The organism is Clostridium pasteurianum BC1, assembly GCF_000389635.1.
In the GTDB taxonomy this organism is placed as follows: domain Bacteria; phylum Bacillota; class Clostridia; order Clostridiales; family Clostridiaceae; genus Clostridium_I; species Clostridium_I pasteurianum_A.
Genome location: NC_021182.1, coordinates 4,778,191 through 4,801,575, shown reverse-complemented (window position 1 = coordinate 4,801,575; position 23,385 = coordinate 4,778,191). Strand labels below are relative to the sequence as shown.

The following is a 23,385-nucleotide window of genomic DNA, read 5'->3' as shown; positions in this document are numbered from 1 at the left end:
TTGAAAACAGAAAGCTTCCATTGCTAAAGTACCTATAGAATCAGCTTAAGGTGATGTATAAACATCAATAAATATTTATTAAATTTGAAAATGGCTCATTTGTTTATTAAAAATTGAATTTTAATAACATATAGTAGAGAACTGCCTCTCAATACATATCTATGCATTGGGAGACAGCTCTCTGTCTATAGAAAATTACTAATACAAAATTTTAGAATAATTGCTACTATTATTTCAACTATATCTTATATCAATTTTACAATATCAAAATTACCTCTGAGTAAAGTCCAGTTCTGAGGGAATGGGAACCCCAATGCCCAGTAGCTAATACCTTTTAATCTGTAGTCTTTAACTGTATCAAATTTAGCTTGAGCACTTCTGGCATCTTCAAACCAAACTTCGTGCCGCCTTCCTTGATTATCCGTATATCTGAAGAAAGGTGATTGACTAACGGGATCATAATTTATTCTGACTCCATATCTCACAGCTCTTGATATAGCTTCCTGCATACTGAAGGTTTCTGCCTCCATGCCCTGCACATGAGGAATAATCCAATCTCTGGCATAGATCTGAAAGCCAAAGAAAATCTTATCTCTTGGTATAACAGTAACTGCATAATCAAGTACTTGTTTTATCTGGTTTAATGGTGAAATAGCCTGAGGTGGTCCCGCTCTATATCCCCATTCATAGGTCATAAGTACAACAAAATCCACAATTCTTCCATGGGCTTCGTAATCGTGAGCTTCATACAATAATCCCTGTTGACCTGCACCTGTTTTTGGAGCTAGAGCTGAGGATACAAAGAAATTTTCAGCGTGCAGTCTTTGAACTGTAAGCTCAAGAAATCTATTATAATTCTCTCTATCAGCTGGAAGTACATTTTCAAAATCGATATTTACACCTTGATAGCCTTTATCTTTCATTATATTGATAATGTTAGTAATAAGCTTATCTGTAACAGCTGGGGTTGATAGAACTACATGGGCAAGATTATGGCCTAATTCTGTTGATGTAAAGTTTGTTATTGCCATCATTGGCACTACATTTTTAGCATAGGCAGCGTTAATTAGTGCAGAATCATCTATAGGTTCCAGGGTTCCATCCGCTTTAATTCTATAGGCAAAAGGAGCTAAATAGGTCAAATAAGTTCCTTCATCCCTTACAACGGATACACCATTTGCAGTAAAATCATAAATATAGCCATTTACATAGATTGGAGTCTTTTTTCTGGGAATAATAAGTACAGTGCCTGGATATATAAGGCTGGAATCTTGAATACCATTTGCATCTATTAAGCTTTCAAGGGAAACTCCATATCTTTGTGCAACTTGTGATAGGGATTCACCGGGCTTTACTGTGTATCTAATTGGTGGAATATTTAACTGAAGTCCTGGATAAATATTCTCAGGATTGCTAAGTTTATTTTCCTGAACAATTTCCTTTACTGAAATACCATAATTTTGTGAAATTTCCCATAGGGATTCACCGGATCTTACAGTATGAACTATATATTCTGTTGGGATTACTAAAGATTGACCAATAAGCAGCTTGTTAGGGTATTGAAGTCCATTAGCACTAATTATCCTAGCCATTGATACATTGTAATGATTTGATATTTGCCATAGGGATTCACCCGATTTAACTACATGAATAAGCATAAAAATCTCCATATTAGTACTTTATACTTATTAATTTATGAAATATAAAGAAAAAGGTGATTATAATATATAGTATGTAGGAATCAAAAAAGTAAAATTCTTTGAATTTGGTAATATGGAAAGTCCAAAGGGAAAACAGGAGTTAAAATTAAATAAAGTGCATGGTTATTTTCAACAAATAGATTGTTAAGAAAAATTTTTAAGTTCATTTGATGAACATTTAATACTACCTTTTTTGGATTTTTGATGATGAGTATGGAATAGCTTCCTAGGAACAGAAAATAATATAATTTCACATAATACGTTAAAAGAAATATAACCAGATTATTTAGAAGAGCTAGAATTAGTTTAACCACCAACTAGTATAATATATTGCAGCTAGTTGGTGATTATAATTTACTTTTAAATATCAATGGGGAATAGAGGGTAGTTTTATTTGCCACATGAATAAATTTATTGATATTCTTGCACTACTATGAAGAGATTACTCAAAGGCTTTTGCTAATTCATGCTAAAAAGTAATTTATCAAGTATTTTATTAATACTAGCCTCATTTAGAGAACTAAAGCACTTCTCTGAAATTATTACATAGTTACAGCTATTGGATTTGTTTTTTAAATAGCTGTAAATTATTTGAGCTTCATCGATGTCCTCTTTACCAATTCCTATTAAATTTTTTGAGCCTTTATCTTTAAAGTAAAATAAAATATTATTTTTCATAATAGATTTTAAATTTTCAATATCTTTCAGTATATATTTTTTACTAAAAAGCAATTTATTTCCCTTGATAAGAAAAAATTTAATTATGTTATCACCTAAAGGCTCAAGCAAAGCAATATTTTTATTTTCTTCTGCAAATTCTATAACTTTAAATTTATCAATTAGATAATTTACTGCGCTTATATAATCTCTATATTTAGCAGCTTTTTCAAAATCAAAGTTATCTGATAGACTATTCATCTTGTGTTCCATTTCCGTAAGAAGACTTTTATCGTCCCCTCCCAGCAATTTTATTATTTTATCAAATATATTTAAATATTGTTTGATTGGAGTATTATCCAAACACATACCAATGCATAACCCTAGAGAATAATTAAGGCAGGAGGAAGTTTTTCTGAAATTATTGCTGCAAAGTATTTTACAGAATTCCTTTATGCCATCAATTCCTCTTTCTACTGTATTTCTACTTGTATAGGGTCCAAAATAAATATTTCCATCAATTTCACTGGACTCATTGGAGATTTCAATGCCGGGATATTTTTCATTTACTATTATCTTTATATAGGAATAGGATTTTGGATTTTTCATTTGCCTATTATAAATAGGTTTAATTGTCTTTATCAATTTGCATTCCAATATAAAGGCTTCAAATTCCGTATCTGTAAGTATATAGTCAAAATCCTTTAGATTCTTAACTAATTTTATCACCTTTGGAGAATGTGATTTTGAATTTTGAAAATATGAACCCACTCTGTTTTTTAGATTTTTTGATTTACCTACATAAATTATACTATTGAGAGAATCCTTCATAAGATATACCCCTGGGGAAGAAGGTAGTTCTCTGATTTTTTCTTTTAAATTCATAATATCTCCTCCCAAAATATATAATTTTTTGCAAGTATGACCGTGAGTAATAAGGCTGTAACACATATTTATATAATTGTATTAATCGAAAAATAATTTTGAGTGAAGTATATCTAAGGCACGGTAAATATCTTCCAAATCCTCTTCAGAAGCATCTTTGATACGATTAAGAAATTTGGTTTCTATGTGATTAAAAGCTTCATTTATCATTATTTTTCCATCCTTTGAGAGACGAATAAATTGTTTTCTTCGATCTTCTATATCATAAAGTTTTTCTATTAAATTTTTTTCACTTAATTTTTTTAATTCACGACTGGCATTTGGCATGGACATATCTTGACACTGGCTAATTTGGCTAAGGGTAACTGGTTCACTAACAGCAATATATTGAAGAATACTAAATTGAACCTGTGTAATAGTGTCTGATTTAGCATCCTTTGAAAACTCATGAGTAATACGATGTACTGAAGTTATAAATGCCACTAGTTTATTAAAAAGAGTTTTTTTATTCAAAATTATCACCTCTATGATATAACATATCAAAATAGATATCAAAAAACAATTATCATTTGACAAGTAAAATTATTTATGATACTATTTACTTATCAAATGATAATTAAATGAGGTGAAATGATGAAAATACTAGTAATTTATACACATCCAAATCATAAAAGTTTATGTTATGCGTTTTTACAAAAAGTAATAGAAGGAAGTGGTGAAAATTCTAATATTAATGAGGTACAAGTATTAGATTTATACGAAGAAGGTTTTAATCCACTACTTGTATTTAATGAGAGTAAACGAAGAAGGGATATGTATTGTGACCCTAACTTAGAAAAGTATAGACAGCAAATTATGTGGGCGGACAAAATTGTCTTTGTATATCCAATCTGGTGGGGAAGACCGCCTGCTATGCTTTTAGGATATATAGATCAAATATTTGCATCAAACTTTGCCTATAAGGATAAGGGTGGACTTTTACCAGAAGGTCTTTTAAAAGGGAAGTCTGTAGTATGTATATCAACAATGAGAGGGCCCACAAATTATCCATTATTTTTCTTGCATAATGCTCATAAAATTTTAATGAAAAAAGCGTTATTTAACTATGTAGGAATCAAAAAAGTAAAATTCTTTGAATTTGGTAATATGGAAAGTCCAAAGGGAAAACAGGAGCAAAAATTAAATAAAGTGTATGGTTATTTTAAACAAGTAAATTGTTGAGGAAAGCACCTATTAAAATGGAAAAATGATCAAAATAGGGGTTTTCTGAAAAAAATAAATATTCATTAAATTTGAGAATGAATTTATTTAATTATTGAAAAATGGGATTTTAATAATCAGCTTAATAGTAGAATAGTTAAAGGGCTGTATCACAATGTGTAGACATACATTGTGATACAGCCCTTTAGTATATTTATATAAAGAAAAAATAATATTTTAGATTAAAGTATTTTTAAATTAAATAATAATAAAAATTTTTAGATTTTTCTTATATTTATGTGTGATATAATTTAATTGTTTTCAGTTTTTGGTAATAAATTAGGTCTAAAGTTATTTTTAGATTTTATTTTTGAAAATTTTACTGTTACATAAAATAATTGAGGTGAAGCTATGGATTTTAAGATACTGGTAGTAGAGGACGAGTTTTCAATAAATGATATATTAACTGTTGCTCTCAGCAGCGAAGGTTATAAGGTTAACAGTGCCTTTTCATCTAAAGAAGCTAGAAAACTAATGGAAATATATAAGCCTCATTTGATATTGCTTGATATTAATCTGCCTGATGAAAGTGGTTTTGAATTGTGCAGATATGTTAATACCAAGTATAAGCTGCCCATTATTATGCTTACGGCCAGAAATGATGTAATTGATAAGGTGCTGGGACTGGAGCTGGGAGCAGATGATTATATTACAAAGCCCTTCAATATAAAGGAAGTAATGACCAGAGTAAAGGTGGCACTGAGAAGGGTTGAAAAATACAGCAGCCTCCTGCAGGAAGAAAATTCAATTAAGCTGAATAATGATATAATTATAAATTTACACAGTAGAAAAGTGCTGAGAAATAATGAGGAGATTAAGCTAAAGCCTAAGGAATATGAACTTTTGGTGTTTTTATTGAAAAATAAGAACAGAGTTTTTTCAAGGGAAGAGCTTTTGGATAAGGTCTGGGGAATGGATTATGAAGGGGAACTTAGGACTATTGATGTTCACGTCAGGAGACTTAGGGCAAAGCTTTACCTTGATAGTGGACAAACTTTTATTGAAACCATATTCGGTGTGGGGTATGCCCTGAGGTGAAGATATGAGGAGCAGTATAAAGATAAAATTTACAGTTGGATTGACTATAATACTAGTAATCATGGGAGTAGCATTGAATTTACTTATACGTCAGGTATTTGAAAATAATCTTGAAAATGCTATAAGAACTTCCATGAGGGATATTATGAATAACTCAAGAGAATATATAAACTATAGGATGATTTACAAGAGATTACCTTTTAATAGTCAGGGGCTAACCATTGAGGCAGGAGAAATATCTGACTATTTTATGTCCACTTACAGCAGCCAGAGTCAGGTCTTAGATATGAATGGATATGTATTGGAAGATGGAAGCAGTCTAAAGGCCAGTGCTAGTACAGATAAAGCTGCTAAAACTGCCAAGGAAGGTAAGGCAGCTATCAGTATTGAGCATAGCAAAAATGATGTGAAGGCTATGTTATCCTTCCCGTTATTTTACAATAATGAATATACGGGCATAATTATAATAAATAAAAGCTACAGTGATTTATACAGCTATAATAATATGGCAATAAATTTGATTACATTTATAGAACTTTCCGTTTTTCTAATTATTTTTCTTATTTCCTTTATATACCTATCCTATATAATCAAGCCTTTAAAGAATTTATCCAATGCCCTGAAAAGTCTTGGAGAGGGTAATTATGACACTCAGCTTATAGTAAAAAATGAGGATGAAATAGGCATGCTTTCCAGTGAATTCATGAATATGAAGCTGAAGATAAAAAATCAGATTAATATAATAAATTCAGAGAAGGAGAAGACATTAAAGCTGGAAAGGGACAGAAAGGAGTTTTTTAATAATGTAACTCATGAACTTAAAACTCCACTGACAGCAATTTCAGGATATGCTCAAATGCTTTTGGATGAAAAGCTGGAAGACCCTCAGTTTAAGGAAAGAGCCATGCAGCGTATTTATATGGAAAGCGAAAGAATGCATGAATTGGTTCTGGATTTAATTAATGTATCTAAAGGCGTATCCTTTGCAGATGAGGAAAAAAAGCTAATAGATATGTCAAAGCTGATAAATGAAATATGTGATGATATGGAGATAAAGGCTGAAAAATATTTTTTAAGCTTTAATAAACATATAAGTACAGGCTTTATCTTAGGTCAAAATAATAAAATGAGGCAGCTTGTTATAAATATTCTGGATAATGCCATAAAATACTCCTTAAGGGATGAACAGATATTTATAGAGACCTTCAGTGAGGATAAGTTTTTTGTTCTCCAGATTGCAAATAAAGGTGAAATGATCCCTCAGGAGGTTTATAACAACATTTTCGAACCATTTATAAGAGGAGCACAGGCAGAGAAAAGTTCCAGCAGGGGATTAGGCTTGTATATATGCAACGAAATTGTGAAGGAGCATAATGGATATATTCACATAGAAAATGGTGAAGTAATTAGAGTAATAGTAAAAATTCCTTCCTCCGGAAACACTTTGGAAACAACTTAATGAAAGATGGAAAATACTTATTGATATCATTAAGTTAAATTAAGGCATGTGAAAATAAATAGTAAGTCAAGAATGTGAGTATATTGAATAGTTATTTATTTGAGAATGCTTAAACTGGAGGGGGTATTTTTATGAAAGTATATTGGTATAAAAAGGTTCTGCTGTTTTTGTTAACTTTTGTATTTATATTTGGAATAACTGCATGTTATGATGATAAAAAGATCATTTTAAGCAATGATGTGAAAAAGGATGTTACAGCTCAGGAAAAGAATACAGTAAAATTGGAGAAGATCAAGGAACTGCCAATGGATAACTCAGAATATGATCCATTGTACTGGAAAGATGACGAAAATTTTATTGCAATTAATGCTATAGGTAATTCTAGTAATAATTATAATATATACAATGTAAATATAAATACATCACAGACAACTAAAATTGCCACACTAAATGATGCCTACATTACAGGTAAAGCTTATCCAGGTTATGCTGATATAAGGGATACAGATAAAAGGTTACTATTTATAAGGGATTTTAAATTATGGATTTATGATATTAGCAATGGTACTTCAAAGATTATATATGACTTGTCAGAAGTAAAGGGTGAAATTGAAGAAAAGTATTCTCATTATAGTGTGGAGAGAAACTATGACAAATCTGGCAAACCAACAAGTATTTCAACTTATCCAAAGAAGGAAGGGGATAAAACACTTTTTAAGGTTGAGTATTCTTCTGATTTTCATATGGGACTTGCGGCAGACTTTGTAGGAGGTAGTAGTAAATATGTATATTTGAATTCTCTTAGTGGTCTGAAAATATTGGATCTAGATACCGGAAAGGTAGTTAAATTATCTGCAGAATCTTCTGATAATGAGGCGATAAATAAAGCGGATTCTTTTGGGGGAAATTTTCAAGTAGTATTATATAATAAAATAAAGGATACTTTCTACACTAGTATTTATAGGGCGAGAAGTACATCAGTTACTGAAGATAAAACTGATGTTTATGAATTTTTATTAAAGGAACCAAATGTTTTCAAAAAAGTTATTATATTACAAGGATATGGTTTTGAGAGAGCTGTAATATCAAGTGATGGGAAAAATATTTATTTTAATAACAGTAGAAGTACTGGAGCAGGGGAAACGGTTAAAAGTATTATAAAATATGATACAATAAAGAACACATATTCCAAATTATTTGAGGATAGACAGGATGGGGGAGGTTCTCCTATCAGATATAATTATAAATTAGGCTTAATTTACTATGAGTATCCTAATGAAAGCACAAAAACAGGTAATCAGCGTATGTATTTTTTAGGTACTATAAAGGATGGAAAGCTAAAGGTTATTGAAAATCTTGTCCCAGAGGAGATAACTGATATGACACCAGGCTTTACGAATATTATCTACAATGAAAAAGGTGACAAGTTTATTTTTAGAGTACATTTTTTTGGAAAAGATAATAGTATTAAGGGTAAAACTTATATTTATGCTGTGAAAAATAGCTAAAATTACAGAAAAATAAATTTTACTTTAATTGCTTTTTAATTTTGAATAAATAGCAGTATGATTATGAATAAGTTATCTTAACTAGTGGAAGTATAAATTTCCATCAGTTAAGATAACTTACTCGCATGTAAAAATATTTATTCTTGACATTACTTTGATATCAAAGTATAATAAAGCCATGAAAGCAGATAGAAGTATATATTTAATAGGAAGAATACATGAAAAGGCAAATGAGTTTATTTTAAAGGAATTAGAGAAAGTAGGGCTTAAAGACATAGCACCTTCCCATGGGGATATTTTAGCAACACTATTTCAACACGATGAGTGCACTATGACTTATCTTGCAGATAATATTCATAGAGACAGGTCTACAGTGACAGCCCTTGTAAACAAGTTGATTAAGCTGGGATATATTTCATCAAGGAAAGGTCCTAAGGATAATAGATCAACTATGGTATTTTTAACTGAAAAGGGGAGAGAATTAGAAACTGGTTTTAAAGAAATTTCCTTAAAGCTTTATGCTGTAGAATATAAGGGAATCAGTGAAGCTGAAAAAGAAATTTTTAAGAGTATATTGAATAAAATTCATGGTAATTTTTAATATATAACTGCAATGAACAATAAATACCGATACGGAGAACTCTGTTAGTAAGCATCACATGAAATAAAGACTGCACCTGATGTTTAGAAATTTGTTTGTTGCAGTTTATATAGACTTCACAAGCTTAAAGTTGAGCTATTTAGGCGTTTAATGAGTGAACTCAATGTTTTTTTAATAAGCGATATATTAAGTTTGAATTTAGTAATCGTATTGATTATCAAATATTTTTAAGTATATATTTTGATATCAAAATAAAATTGCTAATACTGATTACTATATTATCTGTAGTCTTGTATAAATAAAGCTATGACAAGGAGCTTTGTACCTTGTGTATTATATTGATTGGAGGAATTAAGTATGAATAATTTAGTGATTTTTGCACATCCCAATGAAGAGAGTTTCGGAAAGGCTATGGTAGATTCAGTAGTAAAGGCATCTGAAGAAAAGGGTGCACAGGTAAGAGTTAGAAATTTATACCAAATAGGTTTTGATCCTATACTTAAATCAGAAGATTTTGCTGCTTTTCAAAGTGGAAAGATTCCAAAAGATATTGCTGCAGAGCAGGAGCATATTAAATGGGCTGATGTTATAACTTTTGTTTATCCTGTTTGGTGGACATCTCTGCCAGCTATATTAAAAGGATATGTGGATAGGGTATTTTCTTATGGCTTTGCTTACGAATATGTAGATGGAGCTCCAAATGGTCTGTTAAGGGGTAAAAAAGGGTTAATATTCTCTACTACGGGTACTCCAGATGCCATATATTCTGAAAATGGAATGCATAATTCAATAAAACAGACTACAGATCAGGGAATATTTAATTTTACTGGAATTGAAGAAGTTGTCCATACTTTCTTTGGAGCAGTTCCCCATGTAAATGAAGAAGTTCGTAAAGGTTATTTGCAGGAAGTTGAAGAGGTAGTTAATCAAAATCTATAATAAACGATATTTAAAATTGCAATATATAAGTAAAATTTTACTTATATATTGCAATTTTTTAACTTTAAATAAAGATAAATTCAAATTTCAATTGTGAAAGTAATCTAACAAGCTATTGATAATATTTAATTATTAAAAAAGCTTTCACATTCACATGTGAGGGCAGGAATAGCAATGCTTGTAAGGATTACTGGCCTAATATAAGTTGAAAATTGGAGTTACTATTAGTATAAATAACCTTCTCTGTATAGAAGTTCAGCAGTTAAAAGTGCTCCCCCTGCTGCACCACGTAGTGCGTTGTGAGAAAGACATACGAATTTATAGTCAAATACAGTGTCTTCTCTAAGTCTTCCGATAGTTACTCCCATTCCCTTTTCTAGTTCTCTATCCAGTCTTGGCTGAGGTCTGAAGTCATCTTCACAATAAGTTAAGAAGTTTTCAGGAGCTGTAGGAAGCTCTAAAAGCTGAGGTTTTCCTTTGAAAGTTTTAAAGTGTTCAAGCATGGCTTCTTTTGAAGGTTTATTTTCAAAGGAAACAAATACAGCAGCAAGATGTCCGTCAGCTACAGGGACTCTTATACACTGAGAAGTTATTGTAGGATTTTCAGCGCATACTATTTTATTATCTTCAATATGACCCCATACTTTTAAGGGTTCCTTTTCACTTTTATCTTCTTCACCAGGAATATAAGGAATAACATTATCAAGTATTTCAGGGAATTCCTTAAAAGTTTTTCCACTGCCTGATATTGCCTGATAAGTACAAACAAGTATTTTAGTTGGTTTGTAGTCTAAAAGTGCACTTATTGCAGGTACGTAACTTTGGATTGAGCAATTTGGCTTAGCTGTGATAAAGCCTTTTTGTGTTCCAAGTCTTTCTCTTTGTTTGTCAATTATTTTAAGATGGTCTGAGTTTACTTCAGGTATAACAACAGGAACATCATCAGTAAATCTATGAGCAGAATTGTTTGATATTACAGGTATTTCGTGCTTTGCATAAGTTTCTTCTATTTTCTTTATTTCTTCTTTAGGCATATCTACTGCACAGAATACAAAATCTACTTCGCTGGCAATTTCATCTATTTCATAAATATCTTTTACAACTATATCCTTAATATAATCAGGCATAGGTATACTAAGTTTCCATCTGTCCTTTACAGTGTCATAATATTTTTTGCCAGCAGAACGTTTGCTTGCTGCAACAGATGTAACTTCAAAATAAGGATGGTTATCAAGAAGGGTTACAAATCTTTGACCCACAAGGCCAGTACCACCAAGTAAACCTACTTTTAATTTTTTACTCATTAAAAATCCCTCCAGAATAAATTTTGTTAAAAAATAAAAGCCAGGGCTAAACCCAAGGCTTATTTATTCATATAAATTAAAAAAGAATAAAACTTGCTCAGGATAGCGCTCCACAAAAATTGTGACAGTCATACATATATTATATGCAAAACCAGTAATATAGCGTTAAAGCAATAGCCATTTACTTCGGCGATGATTCCTTTCCCAATACTTCATAGTGCTTACCTCCATAAGGGTACTCTTAAGCATCGCGCCTCTATCTCTAAATCTCATATTTACATTGTGATTTCTATTGTACACTAAAAATCAATATTAATCAATTATTTATGCAAATTTTATTTTTACAAAATGTAGAATTAAAACTAAATTTTTAATTAAAAATAACAATGTAACGTATAGAAACTCTTTAACGTCATTATTATTGTAAATACCTAACTAGGAGAAAAGGAGTTAAACTTATGATGGAGGTAGAAAAAAATTGTCAGATTACATTGATAGCTTAAATCAAGATAAGATGCCCATAGAACATGATAATGAAATGGAAACATCAGATATGGAAGAACTTCTTGAAACTGTAAGATTGGTGCGGAGTTTAAAGGAACCGGTTTTGCCAGAAGAGCAATACGAAAAAAGATTAGCTTCTAATATTAATAAGCATTTACTTAATAAGAAAGATTTGAAAAAAACCAGAAAAGGATGGTTCTTTGGATTGGCATCTGCTGCAGCTGTTGCATTAATAATTATATTAAATATAACAGTAAACCAAGACAAAAAAGTAGTTAAAATTGACTATACTTCTCAAGACAAGCAAAAGAAGGTTTCTATTTTACAGGAAAGGGCCTTTGGTGAATTTAAACCAGCATCTATGTCAGCTTTAGGAAAGATAAATAATAGCATAGCTGAAATTCAATCACCAAAGGAAGGTGAAGCAGGTGTTCTCTTGGGAGGTGGAGCTTATGCGGGCACAACTGATATGGATTCAATAAGGTGGAGACAAGATGAGATTGAATATGACGTAGTTGGAAGTGTTCCTTTGGAAGAATTATCATTATTTATAAAAGAATTAACCAATGGCAACGTGGATTTATCATATGGAAAACAACAATTAGATTTTGGAAAGCCTAAAGTTGAAGTCCCAGTGGATTTAGCAGCAGAAGAAGGAGATCAGAAAAATGTTGATTCGGGACATTCACCATGGAAATTGGATCCTGCCTTTGTAACTCAGGTTTTTGTAAGCCTAAAGGTTTCCCCAGAGGGAATTCAAGGGGATTATCCTATTAAATATGAGGATATAAAGATAATACAAAATAATGGTAAAGAGGCAGTGGCAGAAGTAAGCGGGAGTAAAACTCCTATAAAAAGGGTTTATCTAAAACGAATTGTGAGACAGGATAATACGGGAATATGGACTGTTGTTGGATATGATCCAGCGGATGGAAAATAATAGAGCTATATAAAATATTAATTATTTAAGAAAGGATTTAATACTGAAGGTAAAATTAATTTCGGTATTAAATCCTTTATTTTAATATTCTATGAGTTATAGTGATGTTTTCTCCAAATTAACTCTTCTATTATCTAATGGATTAAGATTAATGTGATGAATAGTCTCAGTATCATCAGGATTCATAAGTAATCTATCTAGATAAATTCGTCCACTAGGAGTATTAGCTACTACACAAATATCATTGTGACTTTTATATTTTACCCAACTATAATCATCAGTGATTACAGTATGTAAATCTTCTTTAGATATTAATGCCTTAGAAAAAGCTTTGCCATTCTTATCTCTTAAGATTATAGCAATGGTTTTTTTATCTACAATTTCATAATCGTTCTTAGTGTTTCTTTCAACTATTTCTAGATTGCATTTTCTATTATCTAAAGTATCACCGTTTAAATGCTTAATGGGAGTTTTAGGACTAGTATCTAAGATTATACTTTGTAGATTTTGTTTTATTGGCTTAGAATTTTTATTAGTTTTAGTTGAGCCTATGTTTTGAGCTAGGTAGCTATTAAAGTCTTTATGCCACTCAGCAAACCAAGTACCCATATTTTTGACTTTTTCTATATCATCTGCATCTATCTTAGCTATAAGTTCAGAACCGTCCTTTTTTATTAGAGATATTAGAGCTACATTATCTTTAATTTCATATTTATTTTCTATATTTTTGTAATTTATATTTATGTAAAACACCTCTTCTATTATTTATAACATGGAAATAAGTATAACAGAGTGAGAAACAAAATGATACTATTATAAAATAATGTTATGATGTTAATAGTAAACTTTATTTTTGTAAAAGTAAATATTATAATTAAAACAATATAATTTACAGTATTTCACACAAAATTACTAATTTAAAAGGGGCGTTATATATGGGTTATAAAGTTCTAATTACTGAGGATATAGATAAAGAGGGAAAAGATTATCTTAAAAAGTTTGGATATGAAATAAAATTAGCAGAAAGTATATCAGAAGAAAATCTTATAAAAGAAGTTAAGGATTGTGATGCCATACTTGTACGTATGGCTCCTATTACAGCAAAGGTTATAGATGCTGGGTTAAAGCTTAAAATTATATCAAAACATGGTGTAGGAGTGGATAATATAGATGTTGAGGAAGCCACAAAGCGTGGTATACGAGTTACAAATTCCCCAGATTCAAACAAAAATACAGTGGCGGAATATACAATGGGTCTTATTATCTCATTAGCAAAGAAATTTTTTCTATACGATAGAGAACTTAGAAAAGGGAATTTTCACATAAGAGACAGTTTTAGTATGGATCTTGAAGGAAAAGTACTTGGAATTATTGGCGCAGGTAGTATAGGTAATCTGGTAGCAACTAAGGCATCAAAAGGATTTGGAATGAAGGTAATAGAATTTAAAAGGCATATTAATGGAATAAAAGAATCAGAAGATATAGAATTTACGGACAACCTAGACTACCTTCTTAAAAATTCACATTTTATAAGCCTACATGTACCTCTTACAGAATCCACAAAAGGACTTATAGGGGAAAGAGAACTTTCACTTATGAAACCAGAAGCTTTTCTTATAAATACAGCTAGAGGTGAAGTTGTGAATAATAAGGCATTAGTGGATGCACTTTTAAATAATAAGATTGCAGGTGCAGCTATTGATGTATATGAAGGAGAAGTACCATCAAAAGATAATCCTGTTTTCAAGTTGGAAAATGTAATTGTAACACCACATACGGCTGCTCATACAGTTGAGGCAATGAAGAGGATGTCACTGCATCCAGCTATAGGCATACAGGAAATTTTAAGTGGTAAAGAACCCTCCTGGCCTGTGAACTAATGATTAAGTAAACAATCCACACTGTGAATAATAATTCATTTGTAATGTGGATAGTTTACAAATATGAAATATATCATAACTTGTACTTTTGATTTTTTAGCAATATAATCATTATATATTGTAAATGTAAATAAGGTAACTGAAAATAGATAAGTACATATTGTGGTTATTTATTTAAAAAATCCTAAAGGGAAAGGAAGAGAATAATATGATTAAAGTTGTAGCAAAAGGTTATGTGAAGGCAGGAGAAGTGGAGAAGTTTAAGGAATATGCTGCTGAATTGGTTAAAGAAAGCAAAAAAGAAGAGGAAAACATATCTTATGGTTTATATCAGGATACAAGCAATCCACAAATATTAACTTTTATAGAGGAGTGGAAAGATCAAGCTGCTCTAGACCAGCATATGAAGACACCACATTTTGTAAGAATATTTGCAGAGCTTGGTAAGCTTCAAGAAAAAGAAACAGACATAAATATTTATAATCTTGCTATTTAATGTTTTAAATTAACGTATATTGATTCTAATAGTTCTGCTCTAAGAGTGGAACTATTTTTATTTAATTAATAGCCATTGCTTATTTAAATGTATTAAATAATGAATTGAAAAAGCGTAAATGAGTAAAATATATATTAGTTTAATCTATAAAAAGGGAAAATAAAAGATAATTTGATAAAATTGGTATTTTAGGTTTACAAATCTAAATAGGTGTAGTAAAATTAGTATTAGATAAAGAATATTAATTAATATTAAATATTAAATATAAAGTGAGGTGAAAAGGCTTATTTATTAAAAGTGTATTATGTCATAGGTACATAATAAAATCTAACTATAAATAAGCTAAAGTATATGAAAGTTGCTTTTCAGGGAAATGAAGTTACATTACAAGGAAAAGAAGTAAAGGTGGGAGATACGTTCCCAGATTTTATTACAGCTAATAATTCATTAGCACCAATTTCATTAAAGGATACTAAAGGGGTCAGAATATTTTTGACTGTTCCTTCTGTGGATACTCCAGTATGTGATCTTGAAGTTAGAACTTTTAATGAAAAGGCTGCTGAAATAGAAGGCGTTACTGTGTACACTGTATCTATGGATTTACCTTTTGCTCTAGCAAGATGGTGCGGTGCAGAAGGCATTGAAAAAGTAGTTACTCTTTCAGATTATAAAGATAGGACTTTTGGTGAAAATACAGGTACTTATGTTAAAGAACTGGGTCTTCTTGCAAGGACAGCTTTTGTTGTAGGAAGTGACAACAAAGTTACTTATGCAAATTATTTAAGTGAAATAACAGATTATCCTAATTATGATGAAATATTAGAGGCAGCTAAAAAAGCTAAATAATATAGAAACATATTATAATGAAAGTTTATTCTATAAAAAGTTATAATCTTAATTATAGGAAATAAGAAGAGCCTTTTATAGCAGGTTCTTCTTATTTTTATATATAAATTTTAATTGTTCAGGGTAAATCATATTTTACAATTGTGATTTAAAGAGTTATTTTAAATATGGTGATGAAAATGAATAAAGATATAAACTTATTTCATAATCTATGTAAGTATATTATGAAAAATTATCAGGTAATGAATAGCAGTAAAATGACGGCTAATTTGATTTATGAATGCTGTAGAGAACTTGAAATGGATGTTCCTGCCGTAGAAGGACTAATATTCGTAGAAGTAAACGGATATAAAAGGCAATATGCTCACTGCTTTAACGTACAGGGAACAACTATTATAGATGCTTCTGTATATGAATTTGCTCTAATAAATAAAAGAATAGAAAATTTATTTCCAATGTATATTGTAGGCAATATTCCAGCTCATATAGAATATTCAATTATGAAAGAGATAAAATATGAAGACCAGATTAGATTTAATAAGAAGATTATAGATAAGATTATTATAGAAGCTAAGAATTATAATGATGTGACAATTGATAGATTTTCAGAAAATGAGGATAGTAAAAAAGAAAATTTATTTTATTTGAGATCTATTTCAGGGGTGTAATTTACCGCTTTGCAATTGATCCCTGGGGTGTAATTTTTCCCAATTTTAGTTTGCAATCTTCTTAAATTATGAATTGAAGTACAATTAAATTTAAATTATTAAAGGTTGGTGATTAACATGGCTATAGCACAGGCAACAATAGTACCACTGGGAACGGGTTCTACCAGTGTAAGTAAATATGTAGCTGGTTGTCATAAAATTTTAAAGGATGAAAAGCGTATTAAATACGAGCTTACACCTATGGCAACGGTTTTTGAGGGCGATTTGGATGTGGTCTTAGAAGTTATAAGAAAAATGCATGAAGTACCTTTTGAAAATGGTGCTCAAAGAGTTCTTACTACTATAAATATAGATGATAGAAGGGATAAAGAGGCTTCTATGAATCAAAAGTTAAATTCAGTGAGAGAAAAATTGGATTAAGATTAATCAGATAAAATTTTTTGTATTCAATTTTACTATTTACAATATGAACGGATCATCAGAGGAAGATGGTTCGTTCATATTGCTTTTAAAACAAACTAGTAAAATTGTATAATACTTTTAATTATAGCTAGTTGAAGTACTAAAGTGAGTTGTTGCTGATAGTGACAGTTTTTTTATTGAATTTATTCAATTTTGTGCTGTTTTTTATACTGCATAGGAGATACACCTGATATTGCTTTGAAGGTTCTGCTAAAACTGGTTAAATTATTATATCCAACTAATTCACCTACAGAACGTATATTGTAATTATTGTTAGAAAGCATCTGCTGCGCTGCTGAAATTCTCTTTTTATTTAAATAATCCATTATAGTGAAACCTGCTATATTCTTAAATAGATGTACCAAATGAGATTGGCTTATATAAAATTTATCTGATAGCAAAGATAGAGTTATATCATTCATATAATTATCATTTATATAAGAAATAATTGATAATACTTTTTCATCTTTTATATTGTTATCCTGTCGGAAAGTGTTATGCCTGACTTCTCTGTTAAGTATAATAAGCAATTCTTCTACAAGCAAGTTGATTCTTATATCTGAAAACACATCGTTAATTTTTTTTTCATAACATAGTGAATTAAAAATATTTCTTACATCGTTATTAGTTATAGGAATTTTGTTAATATTTGAATTAAAAAATTTTAAAATACTATTCTTAATATAGGCCTTATTGAAAAATTTTTCTTTAAAATTTATAACTATTCTTTCATAATATTTACCCCCGGTATTAGTGACTCTATGAAGATCAAATGGTGATATAAATATTAAATCATATTTTTGGATAGGATAAATTTTATCTTTTATAAAATAAGAAACATTGCCTGAAAGAAAGAAGATTATTTCATAGCAGTCATGATAATGTACATGATGCATAGTAAAAGGTGACTGATCCTTGGATCGAGAAATATATACATTTTCATTTATTTCAAGAAATTCAGAATTCATCTTTAATCCCTCCTATAATTATATTATACATTATGGTTAAATAATAAAGCAATATATGTAAAAAAATATAAATGAAAACGATAATAGTAATGAAATTATAATAAAATAATTATATACTAAAGGCAGTAAATGCAAAATACTTAAATAAGTTTTGGAGGGATAGTTATGGAATTTAAACTTAGTGCTTTTGGAGATGAAATATCTCAAAAGCTTGGTAATCAATTAAAGGTATTAAAAAAATTTAATATTGATTTTATCGAAATAAGGAGTGTAGAAGATGTTCAGCTTCTAGAATACAATACTTCCATCATTAAAGAATTTAAAAAAGTTCTAGATGACTATAATATTAAAGTATCTTCTCTAGCTTCTCCCATTGGAAAGATATCTATAAGAGGTGATTTAAAGACACATCTTGAAAAATTCAAAAGGGCCGTTGAAATAGCAGAATACCTTAATACGAAATATATAAGGATATTTTCATTTTATATTGATGAAGGCTCTACTCCAGGCAACTATAAGAATCAAGTCATTGAAGAACTTACAAAGTATACAGAATATGTGAAAAACTCAGATATAGTTCTGCTTCATGAAAATGAAAAGCACATCTTTGGAGATACCTTAGACAGATGTTTATATATTTTTCAAAATTTAAAGACGGATAAATTAAGAGCAGTATTTGATCCTGCAAATTTTGTCCAATGTAACCAACATGATTTATATAAGACTTACCTTAAGCTAAAGCCCTATATTGAGTACTTCCATATTAAAGATGCTGTATATCTTGATGGTGAAGTTGTTCCCGCAGGACAAGGCAATGGTGAACTTTTTAATATACTTAACGATCTGTCTAAAAGTAACTATAACGGATTTATATCTTTAGAACCTCATTTAAATAATAGTTTACCAGGTGGTGGTGAAGAGAATTTTCAAATAGCATACGATGCGCTTTTGAACTTGATAAGTAAAATTGAAAGCAATTTGGTAATATGTCAAGAACAAAATGAAAAGAAAAAGAAATGATTTTGGAAAAAAATGGTAACCTTAACAAGCATACGTCAAACTCAGAACGTATGTTCGTAAAAACTATTTATTTATCTACCCTATTTGAAGAGTAGAGTTGATTTTTAGCCAGCAATCCAAAAATCAAACGAATCAATTTACGAGATGTTAGTGCGAGTGCTCGTTTATGCTGATGTGTAGTTACTTCAGCAAATTTCTTCTGATAGAATTCTTGATATTCAGGAATATATCTTACGATACTTCCAGCAGCTTCTATCAGATAATAGCGCAAATAACGGTTGCCTGCTTTGTTCATTGGTGTGTTTTCAGCCTTAAAGCCACCAGATTGATTTTCCTTCCATACGATGCCAGCGTATTTAGCAATGGCATTGTTATTAGGGAAAGCATGAACACTACCTAATTCTGAAAGAATACCACTAGAGTAAACAGGACCGAACCCAGGTATTGACATTAAAATTTGGTATTCCACGGGGTTCATTCCCATAACTGCTTTTTCAATAGCCTTGTTAATAGCTTTAAGTTCTTTCTCAAAAGCCTGAATACAATTAAAAGAGCAGGCAATTGAGGTTGTTAAAGGCTCATACAAACATTTATCAAGGCGGTATGAATTACGTGCAGCCTGCTGCAGAATTTCAGCAGTCATCTGTGGATTGGAAATCCGCTTGCGACTTTTTTTATTGACGAAGTCAACAAGATCTTCAATTGAAGTATTTGCAATATCTTCAGAAGAAAGAAAATCTGTCAATATAGATGACGCAGTAGCACCATATTTATCAGAAAAAGGATGATCATCACCTTGTAACAAAGCAAATCCACTAAACTTGAGAAATACATTGGATAACATGTAAGTCTTTTCCCTGGTTAAGCATTCAACAATATGAAGCCTGTGTCTTGTAAGTCTTTGCAGAGCAAGATATTGAGAACCCCGCCAGGGTTCAGTATGAATTCTGCCAACTCTTGCAAAATCAGCAATAACAAAAGAGTCAATGCTGTCATTTTTATCAAGAGAATTGAAGGAATCTTTGTAGTTAGCAACTTCCTTAGGGTTTAAGCAGTAAACATAAGGCTTGTAAGGCATAAGTCTTTCACTTGAAGATAAAAAATTGGCAATATGTACTCCGTAAAAGGAAGTAGATTCTAAGCCGATTATTACAGTTTTAAAAGTGTTCTTTTCTAACACTTTAACAAGCATGGATTCTAATTGTTCTGCACCAAATTGTGTATTAGGAACAGGCTCCATTTTAATCAAGAATTCTTGATCAAAATTAATAGCAGAGACAACATTTTGTCTCGCACCAATATCGATACCAACAAATAGAGTTGATAAGTAATCTAATTTCTTCATGAAATCACCACCTTTCAAAAATAATGAGGAAATTAGAAAGGAATTATCCTAATCCAAAGTACTGACTGCAACCTCGCGTAATCAGCATTTATCCAGACGAAAAACCTTGCTGGTGGCTACGAAAGGATATGCAACATTTGTGTAAGCAGAATATGATACTTTGGTCAGGCTGCAAGCTTTCTAGGCAATAACAATAAGTTTTGCAGGAGAGATAATGCAGTAACCTTTGCTAAAGTTCCATAAGGACTATTTTAGCATTAGGAAATCCTTTGATAAATAGTAAGTTAAAATGTATAGATTTGAAAGTTAAAGAATCAGCAATATTGAATTGGGAGAATCCCCATTAGAAAAATAGAGATGCTTTCTTAATCTATACAAAATATAAAAAATAAATAAGTCTATAACAGTTATTTAACTGACTATAAACTTATTATACGAGGGAGAGATAAAATTGAAAAAACATAAATTTGCCATAATAGGCTGTGGAGTAATTGGAAATGTGCATGCAGAGAGTATCAGTCATATTGAAAATGCAGAGCTGGCTGCAGTATGTGATGTTATAGAAGATAAAGCTAAAACTTTAGGTGAAAAATATGAATGCAGTTATTATACAGATATTGATAAAATGCTTAAGGATCAGGATATAGAAATAGTTAATATATGTACACCAAGTGGACTTCATGCAGAATGTGGAATAAAATGTGCAAAGGCTAAAAAGCATATAATTTGCGAAAAGCCTATTGAGGTTACTGAAGAGAAAGCAATTCATCTAATTAAAGCTTGCGAAGATGTAGGGGTAAAGCTTTCAGTAATATCTCAACATAGATTTGATAAGGGAATTATGGAACTTAAAAAAGCAGTAAATGAGGGAGATCTTGGGAAACTATATTTTGGCGGCAGTCATACTAAATGGTACAGAAGTCAGGAGTATTATGATAGTGGTGATTGGAGAGGAACCTGGGAGTTAGATGGTGGTGGTGCCTTAATGAATCAATCAATTCATTACATTGACCTTTTACAGTATATTATGGGCCCTATAGAAGAAATATATGGAACCTGTACATCTATTGGTCATGAGAGGATAGAAGTAGAAGATGAAGCAGTAGCTTCAGTAAGATTTAAAAACGGTGGTTTAGGAATGATAGAAGGCAATACAAATGCATATCCAGGACTGTTTACAAGGCTTGATATTTATGGAGAAAAGGCGTCTATAGTGATAGAAAATGATAAGGTTAAACTGTGGAAATACAAGGATGGATCTGAAAAAAAGGTAGCTGACGAAGAGCGAAATATAATAGCAGGTTCTTCTGCAAAAGATATAAGTAACTACTCTCATATATTGCAATTTTTAGATGTTATTGAAGCTATAGAAAAAAATAGAAGACCAAGTGTTGATGGATATGAGGGATTAAAGCCGTTGAAAATTATACTTGCAATTTATGAGTCTAATAATAATAGAAAACCAGTAAGCATAAAGGAGTAATATAATGAAAAAGTTTATGGATGAAAACTTTTTACTTTCCAATAAAGTGGCAGTTAGGCTTTATAATGATTATGCTAAAAATATGCCGATTTATGATTATCACTGCCATTTAAGTACAAAAGAAATTTATGAGAATAAAAGATATAGAAATATAACTGAAAGCTGGTTATACGGTGATCACTACAAGTGGAGAGCTATGAGAAGTAATGGTATAGATGAAAAATATATTACTGGAGATGCCGGCGACTATGAAAAGTTTTTAGCATGGTCAAAAACAGTACCAATGACTTTAGGAAATCCTCTATATCACTGGACTCATTTAGAACTTCAAAGATATTTTGATATTTATGAGGTTTTAAATGAAAATACAGCTGAAAAAATTTGGGAAAAAGCTAATATATTGATTCAAGGAGAGGGCTTTAGTGCGAGAGATTTAATAGTGAAATCAAATGTTAAAGTCATATGTACAACAGATGATCCTACAGATACGCTTGAATATCATCAAAAATTGAAAGAAGATAAGGATTTTAATGTAAAGGTTCTTCCAGCCTTCAGACCAGATAATTCATTGGAAATTAATAAAGAGGGTTATATACCTTGGATTAAAAAGCTAGAGTTGGTAAGTGGACAAACAATTACAAATTATAATGAATTACTTCGCGCCTTGGAAAATAGAATACAATTTTTCCATGCTGTAGGCTGCAGAATTTCAGATCATTCCTTAACTTATGTACCATATGAAGAGACCTCTAAAGAAGAAGCGGCGGTTATTTTTGAAAAAGCATTAAAGGGAGAAATTATAGATAAAGAAGAAGAAAACAAATATAAAACCTTTACTCTATATTTTCTTGGAACAAAGTATTCTGAACTCGGATGGACTATGCAGCTGCATATTGGAGCTATGAGAAACAACAATACAAGAATGTTTAGTAAATTAGGCGGAGATACTGGATTTGATTCTATAAATGATTCTGTTATAGCATATCCACTTTCAAGATTATTGGATTCTCTAGCAAAAGAAGATGCTCTTCCAAAGTCTATTTTATATACTTTAAACCCAAAAGACAATTATGTTATAGCAAGTATGCTTGGTAATTTTCAAGGAAGTGGTATACCAGGAAAGATACAGTTTGGTTCTGGTTGGTGGTATAACGACAATAGAGATGGAATGATAGAACAAATGAAGGCACTGGCTAATTGTGGACTTTTAAGTAAATTTATAGGCATGTTAACTGACTCCAGAAGTTTTCTTTCCTACACAAGGCATGAGTATTTTAGGAGAATACTTTGCAATTTTATAGGTGAATGGGTTGAAAACGGGGAATTTCCATATGATATAGACTTATTAGGGAAAATTGTTCAAGATATAAGCTTTAATAATGCTAAGAACTATTTTTCAATAGAATTTTAAAGAGAGAAGGG

Annotated in this window: 22 protein-coding genes and 1 riboswitch; of the genes, 15 read left to right on the top strand and 7 right to left on the bottom strand. The window is 30.6% G+C overall.

All coding sequences use genetic code 11. The features are described 5' to 3' along the window. Positions 1–245: 245 nt before the first annotated feature. From CLOPA_RS22345 to CLOPA_RS22335, 3 genes are all read right to left on the bottom strand, one after another. Positions 246–1,658, bottom strand: coding sequence for a LysM peptidoglycan-binding domain-containing protein (locus CLOPA_RS22345; protein ID WP_015617688.1), 1,413 nt, complete (start codon positions 1,656–1,658; stop codon positions 246–248). A 501-nt stretch (positions 1,659–2,159) separates the two neighbouring features. After that, complete coding sequence (locus tag CLOPA_RS22340) at positions 2,160–3,242, bottom strand: UvrB/UvrC motif-containing protein (RefSeq protein ID WP_015617687.1); 1,083 nt, start codon at positions 3,240–3,242, stop codon at positions 2,160–2,162. Positions 3,243–3,323: 81 nt separating this feature from the next. Continuing rightward, positions 3,324–3,764 carry a MarR family winged helix-turn-helix transcriptional regulator gene (locus tag CLOPA_RS22335; RefSeq protein WP_431602585.1) on the bottom strand — a complete coding sequence of 147 codons (441 nt, stop codon included), beginning with the start codon at positions 3,762–3,764 and terminating at the stop codon, positions 3,324–3,326. Between the two features lie 111 nt (positions 3,765–3,875). On the opposite strand from CLOPA_RS22335, the gene CLOPA_RS22330 reads away from it, so the two are divergent. From CLOPA_RS22330 to CLOPA_RS22305, 6 genes are all read left to right on the top strand, one after another. After that, positions 3,876–4,463: an NAD(P)H-dependent oxidoreductase gene (locus tag CLOPA_RS22330; protein WP_015617685.1), complete on the top strand. Its 588-nt coding sequence runs from the start codon at positions 3,876–3,878 to the stop codon at positions 4,461–4,463. Positions 4,464–4,853: 390 nt separating this feature from the next. Then, entirely contained in the window at positions 4,854–5,540 is a 687-nt protein-coding gene (locus tag CLOPA_RS22325) for a response regulator transcription factor (RefSeq protein ID WP_015617684.1), read from the top strand. A 4-nt stretch (positions 5,541–5,544) separates the two neighbouring features. Further along, positions 5,545–6,999, top strand: coding sequence for a sensor histidine kinase (locus CLOPA_RS22320; protein WP_015617683.1), 1,455 nt, complete (start codon positions 5,545–5,547; stop codon positions 6,997–6,999). Between the two features lie 131 nt (positions 7,000–7,130). Beyond that, positions 7,131–8,507, top strand: coding sequence for a hypothetical protein (locus tag CLOPA_RS22315; RefSeq protein WP_015617682.1), 1,377 nt, complete (start codon positions 7,131–7,133; stop codon positions 8,505–8,507). 178 nt (positions 8,508–8,685) lie between these two features. Continuing rightward, on the top strand, positions 8,686–9,108 hold the full coding sequence (locus CLOPA_RS22310; RefSeq protein ID WP_041711056.1) for a MarR family winged helix-turn-helix transcriptional regulator: 423 nt from the start codon (positions 8,686–8,688) through the stop codon (positions 9,106–9,108). A gap of 357 nt (positions 9,109–9,465) precedes the next feature. Continuing rightward, positions 9,466–10,047, top strand: a complete 582-nt coding sequence (locus CLOPA_RS22305) for an NAD(P)H-dependent oxidoreductase (protein WP_015617680.1) — start codon at positions 9,466–9,468, stop codon at positions 10,045–10,047. A gap of 224 nt (positions 10,048–10,271) precedes the next feature. Here CLOPA_RS22305 and asd read toward each other — a convergent pair whose 3' ends face one another. Beyond that, positions 10,272–11,351 (bottom strand): aspartate-semialdehyde dehydrogenase, encoded by a 1,080-nt coding sequence (gene asd, locus CLOPA_RS22300; protein WP_015617679.1) that lies wholly within the window; start codon positions 11,349–11,351, stop codon positions 10,272–10,274. Positions 11,352–11,446: 95 nt separating this feature from the next. Continuing rightward, positions 11,447–11,618: riboswitch (Lysine riboswitch) on the bottom strand. A 211-nt stretch (positions 11,619–11,829) separates the two neighbouring features. Here asd and CLOPA_RS22295 point away from each other — a divergent pair. After that, positions 11,830–12,795: a hypothetical protein gene (locus CLOPA_RS22295; RefSeq protein WP_051115678.1), complete on the top strand. Its 966-nt coding sequence runs from the start codon at positions 11,830–11,832 to the stop codon at positions 12,793–12,795. A 96-nt stretch (positions 12,796–12,891) separates the two neighbouring features. Here the strand turns inward: CLOPA_RS22295 and CLOPA_RS22290 are convergent, their stop codons facing one another. Further along, entirely contained in the window at positions 12,892–13,518 is a 627-nt protein-coding gene (locus CLOPA_RS22290; protein WP_041711668.1) for a hypothetical protein, read from the bottom strand. A gap of 212 nt (positions 13,519–13,730) precedes the next feature. Here CLOPA_RS22290 and CLOPA_RS22285 point away from each other — a divergent pair, with 212 nt between their 5' ends. The 5 genes from CLOPA_RS22285 to CLOPA_RS22265 all read left to right on the top strand — a co-directional run bounded on the left by CLOPA_RS22285 (position 13,731) and on the right by CLOPA_RS22265 (position 17,105). After that, positions 13,731–14,675 carry a hydroxyacid dehydrogenase gene (locus CLOPA_RS22285; RefSeq protein WP_015617677.1) on the top strand — a complete coding sequence of 315 codons (945 nt, stop codon included), beginning with the start codon at positions 13,731–13,733 and terminating at the stop codon, positions 14,673–14,675. 208 nt (positions 14,676–14,883) lie between these two features. Further along, positions 14,884–15,171 carry a putative quinol monooxygenase gene (locus tag CLOPA_RS22280; RefSeq protein ID WP_015617676.1) on the top strand — a complete coding sequence of 96 codons (288 nt, stop codon included), beginning with the start codon at positions 14,884–14,886 and terminating at the stop codon, positions 15,169–15,171. A 351-nt stretch (positions 15,172–15,522) separates the two neighbouring features. Beyond that, a complete protein-coding gene (gene tpx, locus CLOPA_RS22275) occupies positions 15,523–16,017 on the top strand; it encodes a thiol peroxidase (RefSeq protein ID WP_015617675.1) in 495 nt (164 codons plus the stop codon). A gap of 179 nt (positions 16,018–16,196) precedes the next feature. Continuing rightward, positions 16,197–16,685 (top strand): hypothetical protein, encoded by a 489-nt coding sequence (locus CLOPA_RS22270; protein ID WP_155241962.1) that lies wholly within the window; start codon positions 16,197–16,199, stop codon positions 16,683–16,685. Positions 16,686–16,802: 117 nt separating this feature from the next. After that, entirely contained in the window at positions 16,803–17,105 is a 303-nt protein-coding gene (locus CLOPA_RS22265; protein ID WP_015617673.1) for an MTH1187 family thiamine-binding protein, read from the top strand. Positions 17,106–17,290: 185 nt separating this feature from the next. On the opposite strand, the gene CLOPA_RS22260 is transcribed toward CLOPA_RS22265, so the two are convergent. Then, entirely contained in the window at positions 17,291–18,115 is an 825-nt protein-coding gene (locus CLOPA_RS22260) for an AraC family transcriptional regulator (protein ID WP_015617672.1), read from the bottom strand. A gap of 165 nt (positions 18,116–18,280) precedes the next feature. On the opposite strand from CLOPA_RS22260, the gene CLOPA_RS22255 reads away from it, so the two are divergent. Continuing rightward, a complete protein-coding gene (locus CLOPA_RS22255; protein WP_015617671.1) occupies positions 18,281–19,135 on the top strand; it encodes a sugar phosphate isomerase/epimerase family protein in 855 nt (284 codons plus the stop codon). 67 nt (positions 19,136–19,202) lie between these two features. Here the strand turns inward: CLOPA_RS22255 and CLOPA_RS22250 are convergent, their stop codons facing one another. Then, the gene (locus CLOPA_RS22250) at positions 19,203–20,480 is read right to left on the bottom strand and encodes an IS110 family transposase (protein ID WP_015617670.1); all 1,278 of its coding nucleotides are present in this window, start codon (positions 20,478–20,480) and stop codon (positions 19,203–19,205) included. Between the two features lie 451 nt (positions 20,481–20,931). Here CLOPA_RS22250 and CLOPA_RS22245 point away from each other — a divergent pair, with 451 nt between their 5' ends. Further along, the gene (locus tag CLOPA_RS22245) at positions 20,932–21,963 is read left to right on the top strand and encodes a Gfo/Idh/MocA family protein (RefSeq protein ID WP_015617669.1); all 1,032 of its coding nucleotides are present in this window, start codon (positions 20,932–20,934) and stop codon (positions 21,961–21,963) included. Positions 21,964–21,967: 4 nt separating this feature from the next. Next, on the top strand, positions 21,968–23,374 hold the full coding sequence (gene uxaC / locus CLOPA_RS22240; RefSeq protein ID WP_015617668.1) for a glucuronate isomerase: 1,407 nt from the start codon (positions 21,968–21,970) through the stop codon (positions 23,372–23,374). Positions 23,375–23,385 lie beyond the last annotated feature (11 nt).